The organism is Actinoplanes teichomyceticus ATCC 31121 (assembly GCF_003711105.1).
Lineage (GTDB): Bacteria > Actinomycetota > Actinomycetes > Mycobacteriales > Micromonosporaceae > Actinoplanes > Actinoplanes teichomyceticus.
Map to the genome: position 1 here is coordinate 8,130,581 of NZ_CP023865.1, position 17,681 is coordinate 8,148,261.

Sequence of the window (17,681 nt, forward strand, 5' to 3'; positions counted from 1 at the left end):
CCTTTCAGCGGGTCGACAGGACGGTGGACAGGAAGTCGGCGGCCTGGCGGATCGCGCCTTCGGCCGCCCGGGTCTCGCGCAGCGCGTTGAGCATCACGAAGTCGTGGATGATGCCCTGGTAACGCACCGCGGTGACGGGCACGCCGGCTTGACGCAGCTTGTCGGCGTACGCCTCGCCTTCGTCGCGCAGGACGTCGGCCTCGGCGACGATGACCAGGGCCGGCGGCAACCCGGTCAGCTGCTCGACGGTGGCGCGCAGCGGCGAGGCGGTGATCTCGGCCCGCTGAGCGGGGTCGGTGGTGTACTGGTCCCAGAACCACCGCATGGCGTCGCGGCGCAGGAAGTAGCCCTCGGCGAACCGCTCGTACGAGCCGGTGCCGAAATTCGCGTCGGTGACCGGGTAGAACAGCACCTGCCCGGCCAGCGGCACGTCACCGTGCTGCTTGGCGGTCAGGGTCAGCGCGATGGCCATGTTGCCGCCGACGGAGTCCCCGGCCACGGCGATGCGCGCCGGGTCGAGCCCGTGGGTGGCGCCGTGAGCGACGACCCACTGCGCGGCGGCGTAATTCTCCTGGACGGCGATCGGGTACGCGGCCTCGGGCGCGAGGCTGTAGTTGGGGAACACCACGGCGGCGCCGACCCGAACGGCGAGTTCCCGGGCGAGGCGGTCATGGGTGTGGTCGTTGCCGAACACCCACCCCGCGCCGTGGATGTAGAACACGACCGGCAACGGGCCGGTCACGCCGGTGGGCCGGAAGACGGTCACCGACACCGACCCGGAGGGGCCCCCGGGAACGGTGAGCGTCTCCCTGTCGGTGCCCGGCACCTCGACCGCGGGGTTCTGCACCGCGTCGACGGCCTTGCGGCCCTCGGCGGGCGGGATCTGGAACAGGTACGGCGGGTCGGCGGTCGCCTCGACGAAGGCCTGCGCGGCCGGTTCCAGTACGGGCTTGTTCATGTGGTCACTCCGGTTCGATACGGAAGGTCAGGACGCGATCTCTACTTGCAGCTCCACCTCGACCGGGCTGTCCAGTGGCAGCACCGCCAGGCCGACGGCGGAGCGGGCATGGATCCCGGCCGGGCCGAAGACGTCGTGCAGAAAGCTGGAGGCGCCGTTGAGGACGTGCGCCTGACCGGTGAAGGACGGCAGTGAGGCGACGAACCCGGTCACCTTGACGATCCGGACCACCGCGTCGATGCCGACCAGCGCGTCCACCGCCGCGAGGGCGTTCAGTGCGGCGGTGCGGGCCAGGTCGGCTGCCTGGGCGACGTCGATGCTGTCGCCGACCTTGCCGGTGACCGGCAGTGTCCCGCCGACGAAGGGCAACTGCCCCGAGGTGTGGACGTACATGCCGGAACGGACCGCCGGCGCGTATCCCCCGACCGGTGCGGCGACGTGCGGCAACGTGATGCCCAGCTCGACGAGCCGGTCGTTCCAGATCCTCATGGCGTGCGCCTCTCGTGTGGCGGGCCGCTGTGCTGCGCCCGTAGTCGATCTCATCCGGTCGAAGCGTCACGGACCATGCGGAAGCGCATGCGGAAGTACTTCTGCATGCGCGGCTGCTGTTCTTCCTCGACGAGCTGCTCCCGGGCGAACAGGCGGATCAGATCGTGGAGGCGGTGCAGCGCGGGTGGTCATACACGCATGTCAGAAGGCATGACGAGGTCAGCTGGCGGGAGTGGCGACGGCCGGGGCGGCGACGGCGACGATGCCGACCGGCTCGCCGTCGACCACGAGGAGCGCCCTTGCCGGCGGCCGCGTGCCACCTGCGTCAGCGGCCCACGCCGTGATCGCCTTCTGCGCGTCGGCGGGCAATTCGATCCGCTGGCCGGTGCGGTTGACGGTGACGGTTCCCATCCGCTCGCCGAGGGTGGCGCAGACGGCGGTACCGGCCGACTCGACGTACCACGAATCGAAGTCGCACGGCGTCGACAGGCTGCCGAACCAGCCGTCCTTCTCGCCGGTGGGTGCCGGTGTCGTCAGTTCGTCGTCGATGAAGTGGACCTCCACCTCGCTGGCGCCGGCGGGCAGCCCGGCACCCTCGGCCGGCCAGCCGAGCCACAGCACGAACGCGGTGATCAGTACGGTGACGGCGGCGATCCCCCAAGTCAGGACGGGGCTGAGCCGGAATGTGGTCATCAGATCACTCCTTTTATTGATGTTTACCAATGCAATGAGGCCGGGTGCTGCCCGTTACGGTGCTGACAGCGCTCAGACCAGGCCGTGGTTGTGGGCCCAGATCACCGCTTGGACACGGTCACGGGCGCCCAGCTTGGCCAGGACCCGGCCCACATGGGTCTTGACCGTCGACTCGGACAGGAACAACTCGCCGGCGATCTCCTGATTGGAGAGACCTCGGCCGATCGCGACGAGGACCTCGCGTTCCCTGCTGGTCAGGTCGTCGAGCGAACTCGTGCCGGCCACCGCCGCAACACGGCTGCTCTGGTAGTGGTCGAGCAGGGTGCGGGTGATCCGGGGCGAGACGACCGCCTCCCCGCCGGCGATCGTCCGGACGGCCTTGACCAGCTCGGCCGACGGGGCGTCCTTGAGCAGGAAACCGCTGGCTCCCGCCCGCAGGCCGTTGAAGGCGTATTCGTCGAGGTCGAAGGTGGTGAGGATGAGTACCCGGGTGCCGGGGCAGTGGGCGACGATGTCGCGGGTCGCCTCGATACCGTCCATGATCGGCATGCGGACGTCCATCAGGACGACGTCGGGGCGCAGGTCGCGGGCCAGCAGCGCCCCGGCGCGGCCGTCACCCGCCTCGCCGATGATGCGCAGGCCGGGTGTGGCGCCAAGGACCATGGCCATGCCTTCGCGGAGCAGTTCCTGGTCGTCCACGAGCAGCAGGGTGATCTCAGTCATCGATGTCCTCGGTGGGGTGGGGCAGGCTGACACGGACGGCCCAGCCGACCGGCTGAGGGCCGGCTTCGACGGTGCCGCCGTAGAGAGCGGCTCGTTCCCGCAACGCGATCAAGCCTTGTTCACTACCGACCGACGCCACCGGAGCGGTGCCGCGGCCGTCGTCGACGATCGCGATCCGGAGCGGATCGCCGCTGTAGTCGAGATCGACGAGGACCTCGGTCGGGTGATCGGCGTACCGCAGCGCGTTGGTCAGCGCCTCCTGGACGATGCGGAACACCACCCGTTGCAGGCCCGGCGACGCGGGATCCGGTCCTCGGCGGCGCAGGGTCACCGGTAGGCCGGCGATCCGGAACGTCTCGATCAGGGTCTCCAGGTCGCCGGGAACGTCGGGGCTGCCGTCGTGCAGCACCCCGAGCAGCCGGCGCATGTCCTTCATCGCCTCCCGGCCCAGCTCGGCGGCGCGTTCCACGGCTTTACGGGAACGCTGCGGGTCGGTGTCGGCGACCGCGGTCGCGCCGTCGGCCAGCCGGACCATGATGGTCAGGTTGTGGGCGACGATGTCGTGCAGGTCGTGGGCGATCCGGGCGCGTTCCCGGGCCGCGGCCAGCAGCCCCTCCTGTTCCTTCTCCCGGGCGAGCCGGGCCGCCCGGTCGAGCAGGGCCTGCACGTACCGGCGGCGGGTGGCGACGGTCGCGCCGATCAACACCGCGCACACCACGGTGACGCCGTAGAAGAAGAGGAAGGTGCCCAGACCGTCACGGCCCGACCGGTGCACCGTCTCGGCGCCCAGAACGGCGAGAGATCCGAGGGTGCCCGCCGTCGCCTCGTTCAGCGAACGGTGCGCCGCCAGGGAGTACATCGCCACCGCGAACGCCGTCACCAGGAGTCCCTCGGTCAGGACGTCCCCGGCCACCGTCACCGCCAGCACGAGCCACGGCCACGACCGCCGCCAGATCAACGACAGGGCCACGACCGCGTCGACGGTCAGACGCCACCAGCCGGACCGGTCGGGACCCCACAACAGCACATCGCTGCCGAGGCCGGTGATGAAGCAGAACGCGACGATGACGCCGGTACCCCATCGGGGGTGACGTGCCCAGAAGGCTCGCACCGTGCCCGCCCCGGTCTCCATCTCTCACGCGTCCCGGCGGACCACGGCAAGGGCGCCGAGCACGGCCGGAACCGCCAGCCAGACGACCACGACAGGCAGGGCACGCGAGAACGGATCGGTCATCACCTGGGACGCGGCGGCGGAGAACGCGAGGCCGGTCAGGTCGGACCGCACCCAGATGTCGAGCACGGCCAGCACCAATCTCACCAGCAGAAGGACGCCCAGCGTGACAGCGATGCCGGCCGCGGTGTTGCGCACCAGCAGCGTGACGGCGTACGCGAAAAGCCCCACGAGCACGCAGTATCCGATCCCGCCGCCCAGCAGGCTCAGCACTGTGCCGAACGGCACGTCGGTCAGCGCTGCCCGGTGCAGCAGGGGGACGGCAACCGCGTACCCCAGTCCCAGCGACAGTGTCGCCAGCAGGGCGGCAACCACCGCGACCACCAGGGCCTTCGCGATCATCACCCGCAGCCGGCGGGGTACGGCGACGAACGTCACCCGGATCGCGCCCCCGCTGTATTCCGAACCGAGCACGAGCACCGCCAGGACGAGAACGGGGAACTGGAGGACGGCCGAGGACCAGGAGATGACGTCGGTCGCGGCGTCGAGTGCGGTGAGGCCTTCGGCGAAGGCCGGGTCGGTGTAGGCGGCGCCTGCCAGTGCCGCGCCCCCGATGGCGAGGATCACCGCCGCGACAGCGCAGGCCCGGAAGGAGCGCAGCGTACGCACCTTCAGCCATTCGGCCGCGAGAACAGTGCTCATTGCGGCAGCCTTTCCCCGAGGTGGCGGGCGTGGTTCTGGGTCAGTGCGCGGTATGCGTCTTCGAGCGAGGCGGGGACGGTGACGTTCTCCAGCAACAGGATGCCGGTGCGCTGTGCCAGTACGGCGACGTCGCCGACGGTCATCCCGGTGATCTCCAGGGTGCCGTCCGGGCGCCGGACGACCGCGGAGTCGTGCTCACGCAGCACCCTCTCCAGTTCCTCCGGCCGGTCGGCACGGGTGTGCACCGTCCGGGTCGCGTTACGCGAGATCAACTCGACGACCGGCGCATCCGCGAGCACCCGGCCCCGGCCCAGCACGATGAGCCGGTCAGCGGTCTGCGCCAGCTCACCCATCAGATGGCTGGACACCAGGACCGCACGTCCTTCGCGAGCCAGCGACCGCAGCAACGACCGGATCCAGATGATGCCGTCGGGGTCCATCCCGTTCGCCGGCTCGTCGAGCAGCAACGCCGCCGGATCACCCAGCAGCGCCGCTGCCAGGCCCAGCCGCTGGCGCATGCCCAGCGAGTACCCGCCGACACGCCGCCCGCCCACGTCCCCCAGCCCGACCATCTCAAGCAGCTCGTCGGCGCGGCGGTCCGCGATGCCGTGCGTACGGGCCAGGACCCGCAGGTGGTTGCGCCCGCTGCGACCCGGATGGATCGTCTCCACGTCGAGCAGCGCACCGACCGACCGCAACGGCGCGTCCAGATCCGGATACGGCCGGCCGTCGATCAGGCACCGCCCGGACGTCGGCCGGTGCAGGCCGACCATCATGCGCATCGTCGTGGACTTGCCCGCACCGTTCGGGCCGACGAACCCGTTGATGACCCCCGGTTCCAGCCGGAACGACACGTTGTCGACCGCGGCGACGGCGCCGTACATCTTGGTCAGTTCATGCACTTCGATCACGCCAATGACGCTACGGACGCCGCGGCCCGCGGCCATCCGACCACGGTGCCCTCCGCTACTGGTACCGCGGTACCACGCGACCCCGTTCGATCGGCGCGCTGAACTCCACGCCGTCCTCGTGGACCAGGTGGCGCAGCCGCCCGATGTCCAGGAAGGCCCCGTCGATGGGGTGGGCGAGCAACCGGCTGATCGCCGTGCAGTACTTCGCCATCGAGCTGCGACCGGGCATGGTGATCGACAACTCCTCGCCGGCAGCGTGTTCCCGCACCTCCATGTCGGCAGGCAAGAGCACCTCGCCGAGGACGGCCACCCGCACCGACCAGGAGGGGCCTTCGCCGGCCGAAGCGGCCCCGGGAGCAAGAACCCGCCACGGCGTACCCACCGGCGTCGCACCGCCCGACTCCACCGCCTTGACCAGCTCGTCGATCGCGGCGGTCAGGACCGCCTCGGTCAGGTCCCACTCATGCCGGTCGTGACCGAGCGGAGTGATCGGCGCCGGCTTCGACACCACGGTCATCGCCGGCACGTGACGCAGGCACGGCTCCGGCCGCGCCGCCAGCAGTTCCCCGGCGGTCCGCAGCGCCTCGTCCTGTTCCGCGCGTTGCCGCTGGACGCGAGCGGTGTGCTCACGCAGCAGAGCGGGTGCGACGTCCGGTTCGCCGAGCGCCCGCCGGACCTGCTGCACGCCCAGGCCGGCCTGCCGCAGGACGGTGATCAGCATGGCCTGCTCGACCTGGTCGAAGGTGTACGACCGGTAGCCGGTCTGCTCGTCGACCCGGGCGGGGACGAGCAGACCCTGGGCGTGGTAGTACCGCAGCGTCTGCGCGGAGAGGTGCACCACCTCGCTGAAGTCTCTGATCGACAACATGGTTCCAGCCTGCCCCTTGCAGCGGCTACAAGGTCAAGCCCGGCGCCGCCGGGCGGCCGGGCGGGTCCGTGCCCGCGCGGTGTCGGGTCGCTGCGGCATCTCACCGAGCACGCGGGCGAACAACGCGTCGCGGAGCGCGACCTCGCGGGGGTCGTCCCACAGGTGGAAGCCGAGCCGGTTCATGGCGTAGGCGAAGCCGATACCCGTGTCCGGGTCGGCGAAGCCGAACGAGCCGCCGAGGCCCATCGTGCCGAACGCCGTACCGGAGGCGGATCCGAACCGGAACGCCGGGAACGGCTTGACGTACCCCAGCGAGTACTGGGTGGGCAGCCGCAGCACCTGGTCGTCGAGCCCTCGCGACGGCGGGTGCGCCGGATTCTTCAGCGCGTCCAGCGTCGCCGCGGTCAGCCCGAGCCCGGCGCCGCCGGCCGCGGCGTCGCCGTAGAGCCGCGCGACCGATCGCACCTGGCCGATGCCGTTGACGGCCGGGATCTCCGCGGCCTGCACGTCGGGCCGGTTGATGTTCTCCGGCACGCCGAGCACCCGCGGGTTCTGGAACGCGCGGGCGCTCAGGCTCCGCGGGTTCGCGAACGCCCACGCGAACGCCGGCGGCATCGCGGTGACGTGCAGCATCATCTCCCAGGTCCGGAAGCCGTGAATGCGGGCGATGCGGCTGCGGTCGGCGCCGTCCGGCAGGCCGATGTGAAAGTCGAGGTCCAGTGGCGCGGCCACCTCCTCGGCGAAGAACCGCCCCAGGTGTCGGCCCTGCGGGTCGACCCGGCTGACGAGCTCGCTCTCGTACCAGCCGAGGGTCTGGCCGTGATAGCCGTGCCGCTCCCCGGGTGTCCAGGCCGGCCGCTGCTGCGCCAGCGCCGCTGCCAGCGTCGCCGAGCCGGACAGGTCGGCCAGTTCGAGCGGGTGGTCGATCACCGGCAGACCGGCCTGGTGGGAGAGCAGTTGACGTACCGTCACCTCCGCCTTGCCGGCGGCGGCGAACTCGGGCCAGTAGGCGGCCACACGCTCGTCGTAATCCAGCAGACCCCGTGCGTGCAGCACCGCGACCGCCATCGACGACACACCCTTGCTCGTCGAGAAGACCGGCACCATCGTGTCGCGCCTCCACGGCTCGCGTGCCACGCCGTCGCGATAGCCGCCCCACAGGTCGACCACCTTCCGGCCGTCGCGATAGACCACGCAGGCGGCGCCGACCTCCCTCCCCTGCTCGAAGTTGCGCCGGAACGCATCGGCGACAGGTCCGTAGCCCTGCTCCACATCACCGTGGACCATGGCCGGCGGCACGTGAACTGTGAGCACCAACTCGATCTCTCCTCATCCGCGGGACACCGAACGGTGGCATGGGGATGCGGGGTCGTGCCAGGGACCGGCGATCCCTGGCAGGGGTAAGATCACCAGGTGAAGCGCGAGGAACTGGCAGATTTTCTGCGACATCGCCGGGCAGCTCTCACCCCCGCTCACCACACGGCCCGCCGGACCCGCGGCTTACGGCGCGAAGAGATCGCCGAGCGCGCGAACATCTCGATCGACTACTACACCCGGCTCGAACAGCGGCGCGGCCCACGACCGTCACCCGAGGTGGCGTGGGCGCTCTCCCGGGCGCTGGACCTCACCATCGACGAACGCGACCACCTGTTCCACCTGATCGGCCACAATCCACCCCAGCAGACCGAGGACCTCGACCGGGTCGACCCGGGGCTACGCCGCGTGCTGCACGCGCTCGACGGCAATCCCGCGATGGTCATGTCGAACCTGGCCCACACCCTGCTACAGAACCGCCTGGCCCTCGCATTGTTCGGCGACCAGACGCACTACACGGGCCTGGCCCGCAGCGGCTACTTCCGCTGGTTTCTGACGCCGCAGGAACGCAGCATCTACCCCGCGGACATCCACGCCGCCCAGAGCGCCACCTACGCCGCCGCCGTCCGGGCAGCGGCGGACCTGGAACCCGATCCCGCCGAAGCCGAGCAGATGATCGCGACACTGCTGGCCGAGAGCGCCGAGTTCCGCCGCCTGTGGGACAACCATGAGGTACGGCTCTGCCGCCAGGAGACCACGTCGCTGCTGCACCCGACGGCCGGCCGGGTGGACCTCGACTGTGAGGTCGTCTTCAGCCACGACCGCCGACAACGCATGCTCGTCTTCACTGCCCGCAACGGCAAGGACCTGCGCGACCTGATCACCTCCGGATGACGCCTCCCGCGGATGATTTCCGTTGACCTGGGCGGCGAGCTCTCCGCCGCGTTCGGGCCTCGTCCACCACCGGCTCGGCGACATTGACGCCCCTGTGCCGCCCACCCGCCACAGAGACCCAGCAACGATAAAGGCCCGAACCGCGTTACCGCAGCCCAGGCCTCTGTCGATCAAGCGCCTACAAGTCGGCCTCCGCCACCCGGGAGGATTCATACGTCGTGGAGGCCCGGGGAAGGCCCGGCACGGTGGTGACACTCTTGACCAGCATGCCGGTCGTGGCGTCGACGGTCAGCACCTGGCCGCCCTCGCCACCGAACACCTGTGGGCCGGCGGTGATGGTCAGCGTGGCCTTGTCGTCGGTGGTCGACTTCGTGACGTCGACCGCGGAGATGGTGGACAGCAGACGCAGCACACCGGCGCGGACCTGCGTGTTGCCGTCGCCGGCGGACAGCGCTTGGGTGCTGTACGTCCACAGGGCGTTGTCGAGGTGCTGCTGGACGGCCTGAGGGCTGTACGGCTTCGGCGCTGCGTTGCCACCCTTCTGCTTGATGATCTCCTGGGCGGCCGCCTGCTGTTTGTCCCACTCCGCCTTCTGCGCTGCGGGGTCGAGGCCGACCAGCGGATCTTTCGCTGCCTTGAGCATCTGGGTCCGGCCGTCAGCCGGGCTGCTGTCCGCCGCGGCGACCGCCGCCTTGAGGAGGGGGGCGTATCCGCCGGCCTTCATCTGATCCTGATGACGGGTGATCGCAAGCTTGATGTCCTTCACGCTGTTGCCGGTGTAGATCGCGTGATCGTCGGTGTACAGCGTGTAGACGACCTGCATGGTCTTCTTGCCGTCGACCTGAGTCGCCTTCACCAGCCATGCGTCGCCCGCCGAAGGGGTGACGGTCTTGATGGACCCGGCCAGAGTCATCAGCGGCGCGCGGTCGGCGGATCCGTCGACGGCGACCGGCCCCGCGGCGGCGGCCGACGCATCCTTGCCGGGCGCCGCGCCGCCGGTCGCCGATGAGTTGAGCGCCACCGCGACCACGGCCGCAGCGGCGGCGACCCCCACCCCGGCGCCGATGCCGAGCCGGCCCGCGAGGCCCAGCCGCCGGCGGCGCCGCATCGCCGGGCTGAATTCGTGATCCCGTGTGGTTGTCGTCTTTGTCATGGTCGAATTCGTCTCCATAATCGTGTGCTCCTCTGATGTCGCGCTCAGCACGGTTCCGGGGTCGGCCATCGCTGCCCGCAGCACACCCCGCGCCCGCTGATACGCCTCCGGGCGAAGTGGTTCGACGCTGCCCAACTCACCGACCAGATCGAGCTCGTCGGTCATCGGTGTTTCTCCTTCGCGCTGTTGCGATCCTTCAGAAGCGCGGACACCCCGGGTGCCTCGCGCAGAGCCGCCCTGGCCTGGCTCAGCAGCCGCCGCGCGGTGCCGGCCGGCATGCCGAGCGCCCGCGCGGCGTCGGCGGCGGTGAGGTCCTCCCAGGCGACGAGCCTCAGGACTTCCCGCTCTTCCGGTTTGAGCCGCATCAGGGCCGACTCGAGAACAGCCCGGGCGTCCATGCCGAGGTCCACCGCCGACCACGGATCCCATCCGGTAGCCAGCCCCGTAACGTCCTCGACGAGGTCCTCGGGCGGCCGGGACCGCCAGAAGCGACGCAGGCGATTCAACGCCACCCCGTACAGCCACGGCCGCGCGTCGTCGTACGACAGGTCGTACGATCGCCGCGACTCGAACGCTGCGACCCAGACCTCGCCCAGCAGGTCCTCAGCCGCGTCGCGCCCCACCCGGCGAACGAGGTACGAACCGACGGCGGCCTCATGACGACCGACCACCTCCACGAAGGCGTCGACATCGCCATTCAGCGACCGGCCTATCAAATCCGCATCCGATGCCATGGCCCTCCTCGGCGAGATCCGCGCTTCCAACCTGTCATTGCCGATCCGCCTGGGATGTGTTCAGGCTTCGAGGCTCCGAGGTCCGCAGACACGCAATGGTGTGGTCGCGCGTGGTGCGCAGATCGCCGACGAGGCCGCTCCCGGGCCGGCCCTGGTCTCCATCGCCGCGGCGCCCGACATGACCTTCCACGCCGTGCTCGGCCGGCCGAGCTGCCTGGATCTTGCGCAGACGACACCACACCGGGAGCGACACGGGGCTCCCGGCGGGGATCGTCATCGCTGTCCGCCGTGCTGCTCGGTGACCTCCGGCTTGCGCAGGCCATGTTGCTCGTCAGGCTGCCGATGAGCAGGCCGACCCCGTGCCATGACGAGGACCGCTGTACTGGTGTCAGCATCCTGGCGGGCGTCCGAGGATGGCGCGGCAGATTCGGCGACACGGGCAGCCGGTAGCCCGGAGCCGCGGACAGCGGTGCGGCCGATGTTCCGCTGATCTTTTTCCGGCAGGTCCCGGCCTCATGCAACCTTGGGCGGTGCGAAGGGGTCAGGGTGGGTGTGAAAGAGGACAGCAGTTCGGACAGGTCCGAGCGCGACGAGCAGTTCCACGAATTCGTGGCCGATCGGCGTAAGTGGCTGCTGCAGACCGCACGGCTGCTGACGGCCGGCGATCCGCACCTGGCAGAAGATCTCGTGCAGACGGCGCTGACCAAGCTCTACGTCTCCTGGGCGGCGTTCCGGCGGGCGGACAACCCGGACGGCTACCTGCGCCGGGTGATGGTCAACGCTTTCCTCAGGGAGCGCCGTCGATCGTGGTGGCGATTCGAGCGTCCGTCCGATCGGCTGCCGGACCGCGCCGACGCGCAATCGGCGCCGGTCGACCTGGATCCGGAGCTGTCCCGCGCGCTGGGTCAGTTGCCGCGGCGGATGCGCGCCGCGATCATCCTGCGCTTTTTCCACGAGCTGGACGTCGCGGAAACAGCGGCGGCTCTGGGCTGCTCGACCGGAACGGTCAAGAGCCAGACCGCGCGAGCTCTCGACAAGCTACGGGTGGCGCTGGACCAGCCCGCAGCACCGCGTAACACGCCTGCCCCGAACGCCCGATTCAAGGAACAGGAACTCATCCGATGATGGATCTTCACAGCCGCCTGCAGCACTTGGCCGGTCCCGCCGACGAGACACCGGCCGGCGTCATCGAGGACGACCTGGCTCGCGGACGCCACGCCGTCCGGCGCAACCGGATCTTCCGGGTGGCCGCCGGCTCGGCGTTCAGCGTCGCGGCCGTCGCGGCCGCGCTGTCGCTGGGGCCCGGGCTGGTCGCCGGCCCCGCCGGGAACCCGCCCGCCGCGGCACAGAGCTCGAGCGGCGCGACCGCGGGTATCAAGCTCGTCAGTTACACCGGGAAGCAGCCCCACCTGTTCACCATCGACACGGTGCCGGAGGGATTCTTCATCCAGGGCCAGAACGAGTACGACCTGGTCATCGCGCCGGAGCAGGCCAAGACCCCCGACCCGGCCAAGCCGTACCTGTCCGATCCCAAGGTCTACACCGGCAAGATCGCGGTCTATCTGCAGAACAAGGACTTCACGGTCGAGCCCGACGGTGACGAAAAGTTCGCGATCAACGGCAAGCCGGCCGCGCTGCGTTACATCCACACCGACGAGGGCACCCCGGACGAGGGGACCACCGTGGAAGCGACCCAGATCTTCGTGGTTCAGTCGCCCCACGTCTACCTCACCATCCAGTTCGACGCCAGCACCGGCCTGACCGAAGAACAGATGATCAAGGTCGCCGGTGGCATCAACCTCACTGCTGAGGCCGTCGCCAAGGCCGAGAAGGGGTACGCCGCACAGACCGAGAACCCCAAGACCGGTAAGGACTGACAGTCACCGCATCCATCCGGCCGCGTCGACGATGCGTCGACGCGGCCGGAAGCGCGGGCACGGCTCGGATCAGCCCCGCCGAGCGCGGCGTCCTTACCCTCGTCATCATTGCCCTCGCCGATGACGGCGGCACCGACACGAGGGAGCCGAACCCATGACCATCCACCAGCCCCCGAAGCCCGGGACCGCCCTCTGGGTGTATGCGCACCCACGCCGCGGGTCTCTCAACGATCGCCTCTTCACCGCCGGGGTGGAGGCTCTGTCGCAGCGCTACCAGGTCCTGACGTCCGACCTGCACGACCAACGGTTCGACCCGGTTCTCAGCGACCGTGACCTCGGCGATTCGGCCGGCAAGCCCGGCAACATCGCCGAACTGGTGGGCGAGGCGTACACCCGGGGTCAGACACCTGAGGATGTGCGCACGGAGCAGGCAAAGATCGCCGCCGCCGAGTTGCTGATCGTGCAGTTTCCCCTGTGGTGGTACGGACCGCCCGCGATCCTGAAAGGCTGGTTCGACCGCGTGTTCACCAGCGGGTTCGCCTACGGAGACATCGACCCTGAACTCGGGCTGCCCAGGCGCTACGGCGACGGCGGACTCGCTGGGCGTAAGGCGCTGATCGTCGTGACTGCCGGCGAGGACGCGAAGTCGATAGGCCCGCGCGGCATCAGCGGCGACCTTGACTCCCTGCTGTTCCCGCTGACCCACGGCGTCTTGTGGTACGTGGGTATCGAGACTCTGGACCTGCACGTGATTCACGACGCCGACAGTCTGGACGGCTCCGGCGTTGATCATGAGATCGAACGGTTGCGCCAACGGGTCCGCACGGTCGGCTCGGAACCGGCCCGGCGCTATCGGCGCCTCCGTGACGGCGACTATCACGGCACACGGGCGCTGCGCGAAGACCTCCTACCCGGCCGCACTGATCTGGGCATCCACCTTGCTGCTGGTCGTGATCGGCGCCCGACGACCTGAGTCATCGGCGCCGTCGCTTCGTCCTGGCACCGAGTGCCGGGCAGAGGGTATCGGTAGCGCGGACGGACAGGTCGGCTGACACCAGGACCATGAGCGGCGTTCGGGCCGGGCCACCACCCGGGTGGTGGCCCGGCCCGTCGCCTAGGTCGTCTCCGCATCCGATGCGGGGCAGCGGTAAAGCGGGCCTGCGATCCGCTACCCCGAGGCACCGCGCGCCCCGGAAGCCCGGCCCTGCAGGGTCTTGTCCGAACCCACCGTGCCGCGGTCACGGCAAGTAACCGCGCTATCCAGCTGACCCGGCACATTCGCGGCCACGAAAGTCGAGCTCAGAACCCGCATCCACGGTAGAAATCCTGGCCGAACGACACAGGATCACCCACCGGGCACCCGCGTCCCATATAACAGGACAGAGCAGACCAAAATCGGATCGAAAAAGGCCGTGACCCGCGTTTCCGCAGGTCACGGCCTTGATCATGAAGCGCGCCCGAAGGGACTCGAACCCCTAACCTTCTGATCCGTAGTCAGATGCTCTATCCATTGAGCTACGGGCGCTCTCTCAGTGCTCAGTCAGCATACACACTGACTTTTGCGCGGAGACTCCGGGATTCGAACCCGGGAGGGGCTTTAAAACCCCAACCGCATTAGCAGTGCGGCGCCATAGACCAGACTAGGCGAAGTCTCCCCGGCAGCCCGTGAGAGCCACCGAGGCTTGAGAATACCGGACCGCCTCAGCGCCGCACAAAGAGGTCCGCCGGAAACCTCCCGAAGATCTCCCAGGAGGGCCGCCAACAGGCAAAACAGGGCGCTTGCGACTAGGCTTCGGAGGATGGAGGAGAAGCAGACGCCGCGCGCCCGCGATCCACGGGCGCCCTTCGACGCGCCCCGGCCGGAGGAACCGGCCGCCCGGCCGACGCGGCGCGGGACGCCGCCGGCGGTGACCTTCCAACCCCCGCGACCCGGGCAGAGTGCTGAAGGTCACCCTTCCGAGAGCCTTTCCGGTACGCCGGAGGCCCCGGCCGCCGCCCCGGCCGCGCGCCGCCCCGAGGCGAAAGTGTCCGAGACCACAGGCGCGACAGCGCCCCGCCCCACGGCTCCGGCCGATGCCGAGCCGACGCAGCCGGTCGGCCCGGCGAAGAAAGCGGCCCCACGGGCTCGCACCGCGGCGAAGACCACCCGAGCGCGAGCCACGGCCCCCGCCGCGGACCCCAAGCCGCCCGCCCCGGCCAGACGCCCGCGCAGGCCCGCCGCCGCGCCGCCGGAAGCCCCCGAGCCACCGAAAGCGGCCGAGCCGGCGAGAACCGCCGAGCCACCGAAAGCCGCCGAGCCGGCGAGAACCGCCGAGCCACCGAAAGCCGCCGAGCCGGCAAGAACCGCCGAGCCACCGAAAGCCGCCGAGCCGGCAAGAACCGCCGAGCCACCGAAAGCCGCCGAGCCGGCAAAAGCTCCGGAGCCGGTCAAGGCCCCGGAACCCGTCAAAGCCCCCGAACCGGTGAAGGCGCCGGAGCCGGTGAAGGCGCCCGAACCGGTCACGGCGCCCGAGCCCGTCGCGGCCCCGGAACCGGAGAAGACGGCCGAGCCGGAGCAGGGCACCGAGCCGGAGAAGGTCCCGCCGATGAGCGGCCCCGCACCCGCGGTCCCGGCCGGGCGTGCGGAGCCGAAGGCCCGGGCCGCGATCGTCCCGGTGCCGCCGCATCGCGCCGCGGCGGCCGGAAGCGCCGTGGAGCAGCTGGTGGCCGACCTCTGGCCCCGGCTCGTGGCCGACCCCGGGAACGCCCCGCGGGTCCTGGCCGAAGCCGCCGTCCGGACCCTCGGCCCCCGCGCCGCCGCCTGGGCCGCGCACGCCCGGGCCACCTACCCGGCCGCGACCCCGCGGGCGCTGGCTCGGCTGGCGACCGCCGAGCTGACCCGCTCGGCGCAGCGCCGGGGGCTGTTCAGCGCCCTCGCCGGTACGTACGCTCCGTTCGCTGTCGTGGCGACCGCCGCGCTCACGCACGCGGACCTGGTGCTGCGCGTCGCCGCGGCGTACGGTCTCGATCCCACCGACCCGGAACGGGTGGCGGAGATCCTCGCCCTCCTGCCGGACTACCGCGGTGGCGCGGCCTGGACCGCGCTGCGGCTGGCCGACCGGGTCCTGCCCGGCGCCAGCCTGCTCGGCGCCGTGCTGGGTGGCCGCAATGTGGCCGCGGCGGTGGCCACCCGGGCGGAACGGCGTTACGGCCGATACCGCAGCCAGTCCAACCAGGAGTCCGGCAGCAGCTCGTAACCGACGAACGCGGTGATGTCGAGCAGGCTGTGCGCCACGATCAACGGCATCACCCGTTTCGTCCGCAGGTAGAACAGCGCGAAGACGACGCCCATCACCACGTTCCCGACGAAGCCGCCGAAACCCTGGTAGAGGTGGTACGACCCGCGCAGCACGGCGGAGGCGGCGATGATCCACCGGGTGGACACCCCGATCTGCCGCAGCCGGGTGATCAGGTAACCGATCACCAGCACCTCCTCCAGGACCGCGTTCTGGATCGCGGAGAGGATCAGCACCGGCACCGCCCACCAGTACGGCTGCAGGGCCGAGGGCACGATCTGGGCGCTGACCCCGAGCTGGATGGCCGCGTACACCAGCAGCAGGCCGGGCAGGCCGATGGCGGCCGCCAGACCGGCGCCCCAGCCGGCGTCGGCGGCCGGGCGCCGGAGGTCGATGCCGAGATCGCGGCCGGGTCGCATGTCGTCGCGGCGCAGCAGGTGCCACGCCAGCGCGACCGGCACCAGGTCGAAGAAGATGTTCAGCAGCTGGTAGGTCAGGTCGAGGTACGGCCGGGGGGAGAGCGGCGCGTTGAGCGTCGCGGTGTGACTGGCCAGCGGCCGGCCGTCGGTGAGGTTGGCGACCAGCCGCACCAGGGACCAGATCGCGGACTGCCCGAGCGACAGCAGCAGGACGATGACGATCTCGGCGGGGTACGCCGTTCGGGTGGACCGCTGGCCTTCGAGAGTCACGGCACCAACTGTAGGGCGCGGCGAATTCGGCCCTTTTCGGCAAGCGACGCGCCGGAGCGGTGACGAGTCGCACCTCGGGTGCGTCGTGTTCCCGACTGTGCTGACCACCCTGAATGCATGGGAGACCTCGCACGCTTGCTCAAGGAGAGCTGGAGCCTCGTCGAGGAACATCAGGACAAGGTCGCCGGATACTTCTACGCGCGCATGTTCCTGTCGCACCCGGACCTGCGCGATCTCTTCCCGGTCCACATGGATCTGCAGCGCACCCGGCTGCTGAACGCGATCGTGACCGCGGTGCAGACCATGGAGGACCCCGAGCGGTTCGACGACTATCTGCGCGCGCTCGGCCGGGACCACCGGAAGTTCCACGTGGTCCCGGAGCACTACGAGGTGGTGGGCGGGGCGCTGATCGAGGCGATGCGGGCGTTCGCGGGCGAGCAGTGGGGGGTGGAGTACGACCAGGCGTGGGCGGACGCGTACGCGGTGATCGCCGCCCGGATGCTGGCCGGCGCGGACGCTGATCAGAACCCGCCGTACTGGTACGGCGAGGTGCTCACGCACGAGCGCCGCTCGCCGGACATCGCGGTCTTCACCGTGCTGCCGTTGCAGCCGCTGGAGTACCGCGCCGGGCAGTACCTCAGCATCGAGGCCACCCGGTACCAGCCCCGGCTGTGGCGCACCTACTCCCCGGCGAACGCCCCGCGCCGGGACAACACGCTGGAGTTCCACGTCCGCGCGCTGGGCGCCGGCTGGGTGTCCAGCGCCCTGGTCCGCAAGCTGCGGGTGGGCGACATGATCAAGCTGGCCGCGCCGATGGGCTCGATGACCCTGGACCGAAGATCGACCCGGGACGCCGTGTTCGTGGCCGGCGGCACCGGGCTGGCCCCGGTGAAGTCCCTGCTCGAGGAGCTCACCCGATACAACCGGACCCGCTGGGTGCACGTCTTCTTCGGCGCGCGGACCCGCGAGGACCTGTACGACCTGGCCGACCTGAACCGGCTGGCCGCCCGCTACCCGTGGCTGTCCGTGGTGACCGCGTGCAGCGACGATCCCACGTTCCCCGGCGAGCGGGGCGCCATCGCCGACGTCGTGGCCCGGTACGGCCCGTGGAACGAGCACGACTTCTTCGTCTCCGGCTCCGGCGGCATGGTCAAGGCCACCCTGAAGACACTCGCCGAGCTGCAGGTCCCCTCGGTACGGGTGAAGTACGACAGCTTCGGCGACTGACGC

At 70.3% G+C, this 17,681-nt stretch carries 18 protein-coding genes and 2 tRNA genes; 6 read left to right on the forward strand and 14 right to left on the reverse strand.

What is annotated here, in order from left to right; genetic code table 11:
* Nucleotides 1-4 precede the first annotated feature (4 nt).
* From ACTEI_RS35880 to ACTEI_RS35920, 9 genes are all read right to left on the reverse strand, one after another.
* Nucleotides 5-958 carry an alpha/beta hydrolase gene (locus ACTEI_RS35880; protein ID WP_122981700.1) on the reverse strand — a complete coding sequence of 318 codons (954 nt, stop codon included), beginning with the start codon at nt 956-958 and terminating at the stop codon, nt 5-7.
* A gap of 27 nt (nt 959-985) precedes the next feature.
* Complete coding sequence (locus ACTEI_RS35885; protein WP_122981701.1) at nt 986-1,447, reverse strand: RidA family protein; 462 nt, start codon at nt 1,445-1,447, stop codon at nt 986-988.
* 219 nt (nt 1,448-1,666) lie between these two features.
* Nucleotides 1,667-2,140, reverse strand: coding sequence for a hypothetical protein (locus tag ACTEI_RS35890; RefSeq protein ID WP_122981702.1), 474 nt, complete (start codon nt 2,138-2,140; stop codon nt 1,667-1,669).
* Nucleotides 2,141-2,212: 72 nt separating this feature from the next.
* Nucleotides 2,213-2,863 carry a response regulator gene (locus ACTEI_RS35895; RefSeq protein WP_122981703.1) on the reverse strand — a complete coding sequence of 217 codons (651 nt, stop codon included), beginning with the start codon at nt 2,861-2,863 and terminating at the stop codon, nt 2,213-2,215.
* Nucleotides 2,856-3,995: a sensor histidine kinase gene (locus ACTEI_RS35900; RefSeq protein WP_122981704.1), complete on the reverse strand. Its 1,140-nt coding sequence runs from the start codon at nt 3,993-3,995 to the stop codon at nt 2,856-2,858. Before ACTEI_RS35900 ends, ACTEI_RS35895 begins: the two co-directional genes overlap by 8 nt.
* A 3-nt stretch (nt 3,996-3,998) precedes the next feature.
* Complete coding sequence (locus ACTEI_RS35905; RefSeq protein ID WP_122981705.1) at nt 3,999-4,736, reverse strand: ABC transporter permease; 738 nt, start codon at nt 4,734-4,736, stop codon at nt 3,999-4,001.
* Complete coding sequence (locus ACTEI_RS35910; RefSeq protein ID WP_122981706.1) at nt 4,733-5,647, reverse strand: ATP-binding cassette domain-containing protein; 915 nt, start codon at nt 5,645-5,647, stop codon at nt 4,733-4,735. The genes ACTEI_RS35905 and ACTEI_RS35910 overlap by 4 nt, the downstream gene beginning before the upstream one ends.
* A 55-nt stretch (nt 5,648-5,702) precedes the next feature.
* Entirely contained in the window at nt 5,703-6,515 is an 813-nt protein-coding gene (locus ACTEI_RS35915; RefSeq protein ID WP_122981707.1) for a MerR family transcriptional regulator, read from the reverse strand.
* A 33-nt stretch (nt 6,516-6,548) separates the two neighbouring features.
* Nucleotides 6,549-7,829: a serine hydrolase domain-containing protein gene (locus tag ACTEI_RS35920; protein WP_203723560.1), complete on the reverse strand. Its 1,281-nt coding sequence runs from the start codon at nt 7,827-7,829 to the stop codon at nt 6,549-6,551.
* 99 nt (nt 7,830-7,928) lie between these two features.
* On the opposite strand from ACTEI_RS35920, the gene ACTEI_RS35925 reads away from it, so the two are divergent.
* Nucleotides 7,929-8,723, forward strand: a complete 795-nt coding sequence (locus ACTEI_RS35925) for a helix-turn-helix transcriptional regulator (protein WP_122981709.1) — start codon at nt 7,929-7,931, stop codon at nt 8,721-8,723.
* Nucleotides 8,724-8,901: 178 nt separating this feature from the next.
* On the opposite strand, the gene ACTEI_RS35930 is transcribed toward ACTEI_RS35925, so the two are convergent.
* The gene (locus ACTEI_RS35930) at nt 8,902-10,041 is read right to left on the reverse strand and encodes a hypothetical protein (protein WP_145830779.1); all 1,140 of its coding nucleotides are present in this window, start codon (nt 10,039-10,041) and stop codon (nt 8,902-8,904) included.
* Nucleotides 10,038-10,610, reverse strand: coding sequence for an RNA polymerase sigma factor (locus ACTEI_RS35935; protein WP_122981711.1), 573 nt, complete (start codon nt 10,608-10,610; stop codon nt 10,038-10,040). The genes ACTEI_RS35930 and ACTEI_RS35935 overlap by 4 nt, the downstream gene beginning before the upstream one ends.
* A gap of 546 nt (nt 10,611-11,156) precedes the next feature.
* Between ACTEI_RS35935 and ACTEI_RS35940 the strand changes: the two genes are divergently transcribed.
* The 3 genes from ACTEI_RS35940 to ACTEI_RS35950 all read left to right on the forward strand — a co-directional run bounded on the left by ACTEI_RS35940 (nt 11,157) and on the right by ACTEI_RS35950 (nt 13,460).
* Nucleotides 11,157-11,735, forward strand: coding sequence for a SigE family RNA polymerase sigma factor (locus ACTEI_RS35940; RefSeq protein ID WP_307837875.1), 579 nt, complete (start codon nt 11,157-11,159; stop codon nt 11,733-11,735).
* Complete coding sequence (locus ACTEI_RS35945; RefSeq protein ID WP_122981713.1) at nt 11,735-12,487, forward strand: hypothetical protein; 753 nt, start codon at nt 11,735-11,737, stop codon at nt 12,485-12,487. Before ACTEI_RS35940 ends, ACTEI_RS35945 begins: the two co-directional genes overlap by 1 nt.
* A 154-nt stretch (nt 12,488-12,641) precedes the next feature.
* The gene (locus tag ACTEI_RS35950; protein WP_122981714.1) at nt 12,642-13,460 is read left to right on the forward strand and encodes an NAD(P)H-dependent oxidoreductase; all 819 of its coding nucleotides are present in this window, start codon (nt 12,642-12,644) and stop codon (nt 13,458-13,460) included.
* A gap of 479 nt (nt 13,461-13,939) precedes the next feature.
* Here ACTEI_RS35950 and ACTEI_RS35955 read toward each other — a convergent pair.
* Nucleotides 13,940-14,012, reverse strand: a tRNA-Arg gene (locus tag ACTEI_RS35955).
* A gap of 39 nt (nt 14,013-14,051) precedes the next feature.
* Nucleotides 14,052-14,142 (reverse strand) — tRNA-Ser (locus ACTEI_RS35960).
* A gap of 825 nt (nt 14,143-14,967) precedes the next feature.
* Between ACTEI_RS35960 and ACTEI_RS35970 the strand changes: the two genes are divergently transcribed.
* The gene (locus ACTEI_RS35970) at nt 14,968-15,723 is read left to right on the forward strand and encodes a hypothetical protein (RefSeq protein WP_145830781.1); all 756 of its coding nucleotides are present in this window, start codon (nt 14,968-14,970) and stop codon (nt 15,721-15,723) included.
* Here ACTEI_RS35970 and ACTEI_RS35975 read toward each other — a convergent pair.
* Nucleotides 15,672-16,451 (reverse strand): CPBP family intramembrane glutamic endopeptidase, encoded by a 780-nt coding sequence (locus ACTEI_RS35975; protein ID WP_122981717.1) that lies wholly within the window; start codon nt 16,449-16,451, stop codon nt 15,672-15,674. The two genes, ACTEI_RS35970 and ACTEI_RS35975, sit on opposite strands and share 52 nt — an antisense overlap.
* A 117-nt stretch (nt 16,452-16,568) precedes the next feature.
* Between ACTEI_RS35975 and ACTEI_RS35980 the strand changes: the two genes are divergently transcribed.
* A complete protein-coding gene (locus ACTEI_RS35980; RefSeq protein WP_122981718.1) occupies nt 16,569-17,678 on the forward strand; it encodes a globin domain-containing protein in 1,110 nt (369 codons plus the stop codon).
* The last annotated feature ends 3 nt before the right edge of the window (nt 17,679-17,681 follow it).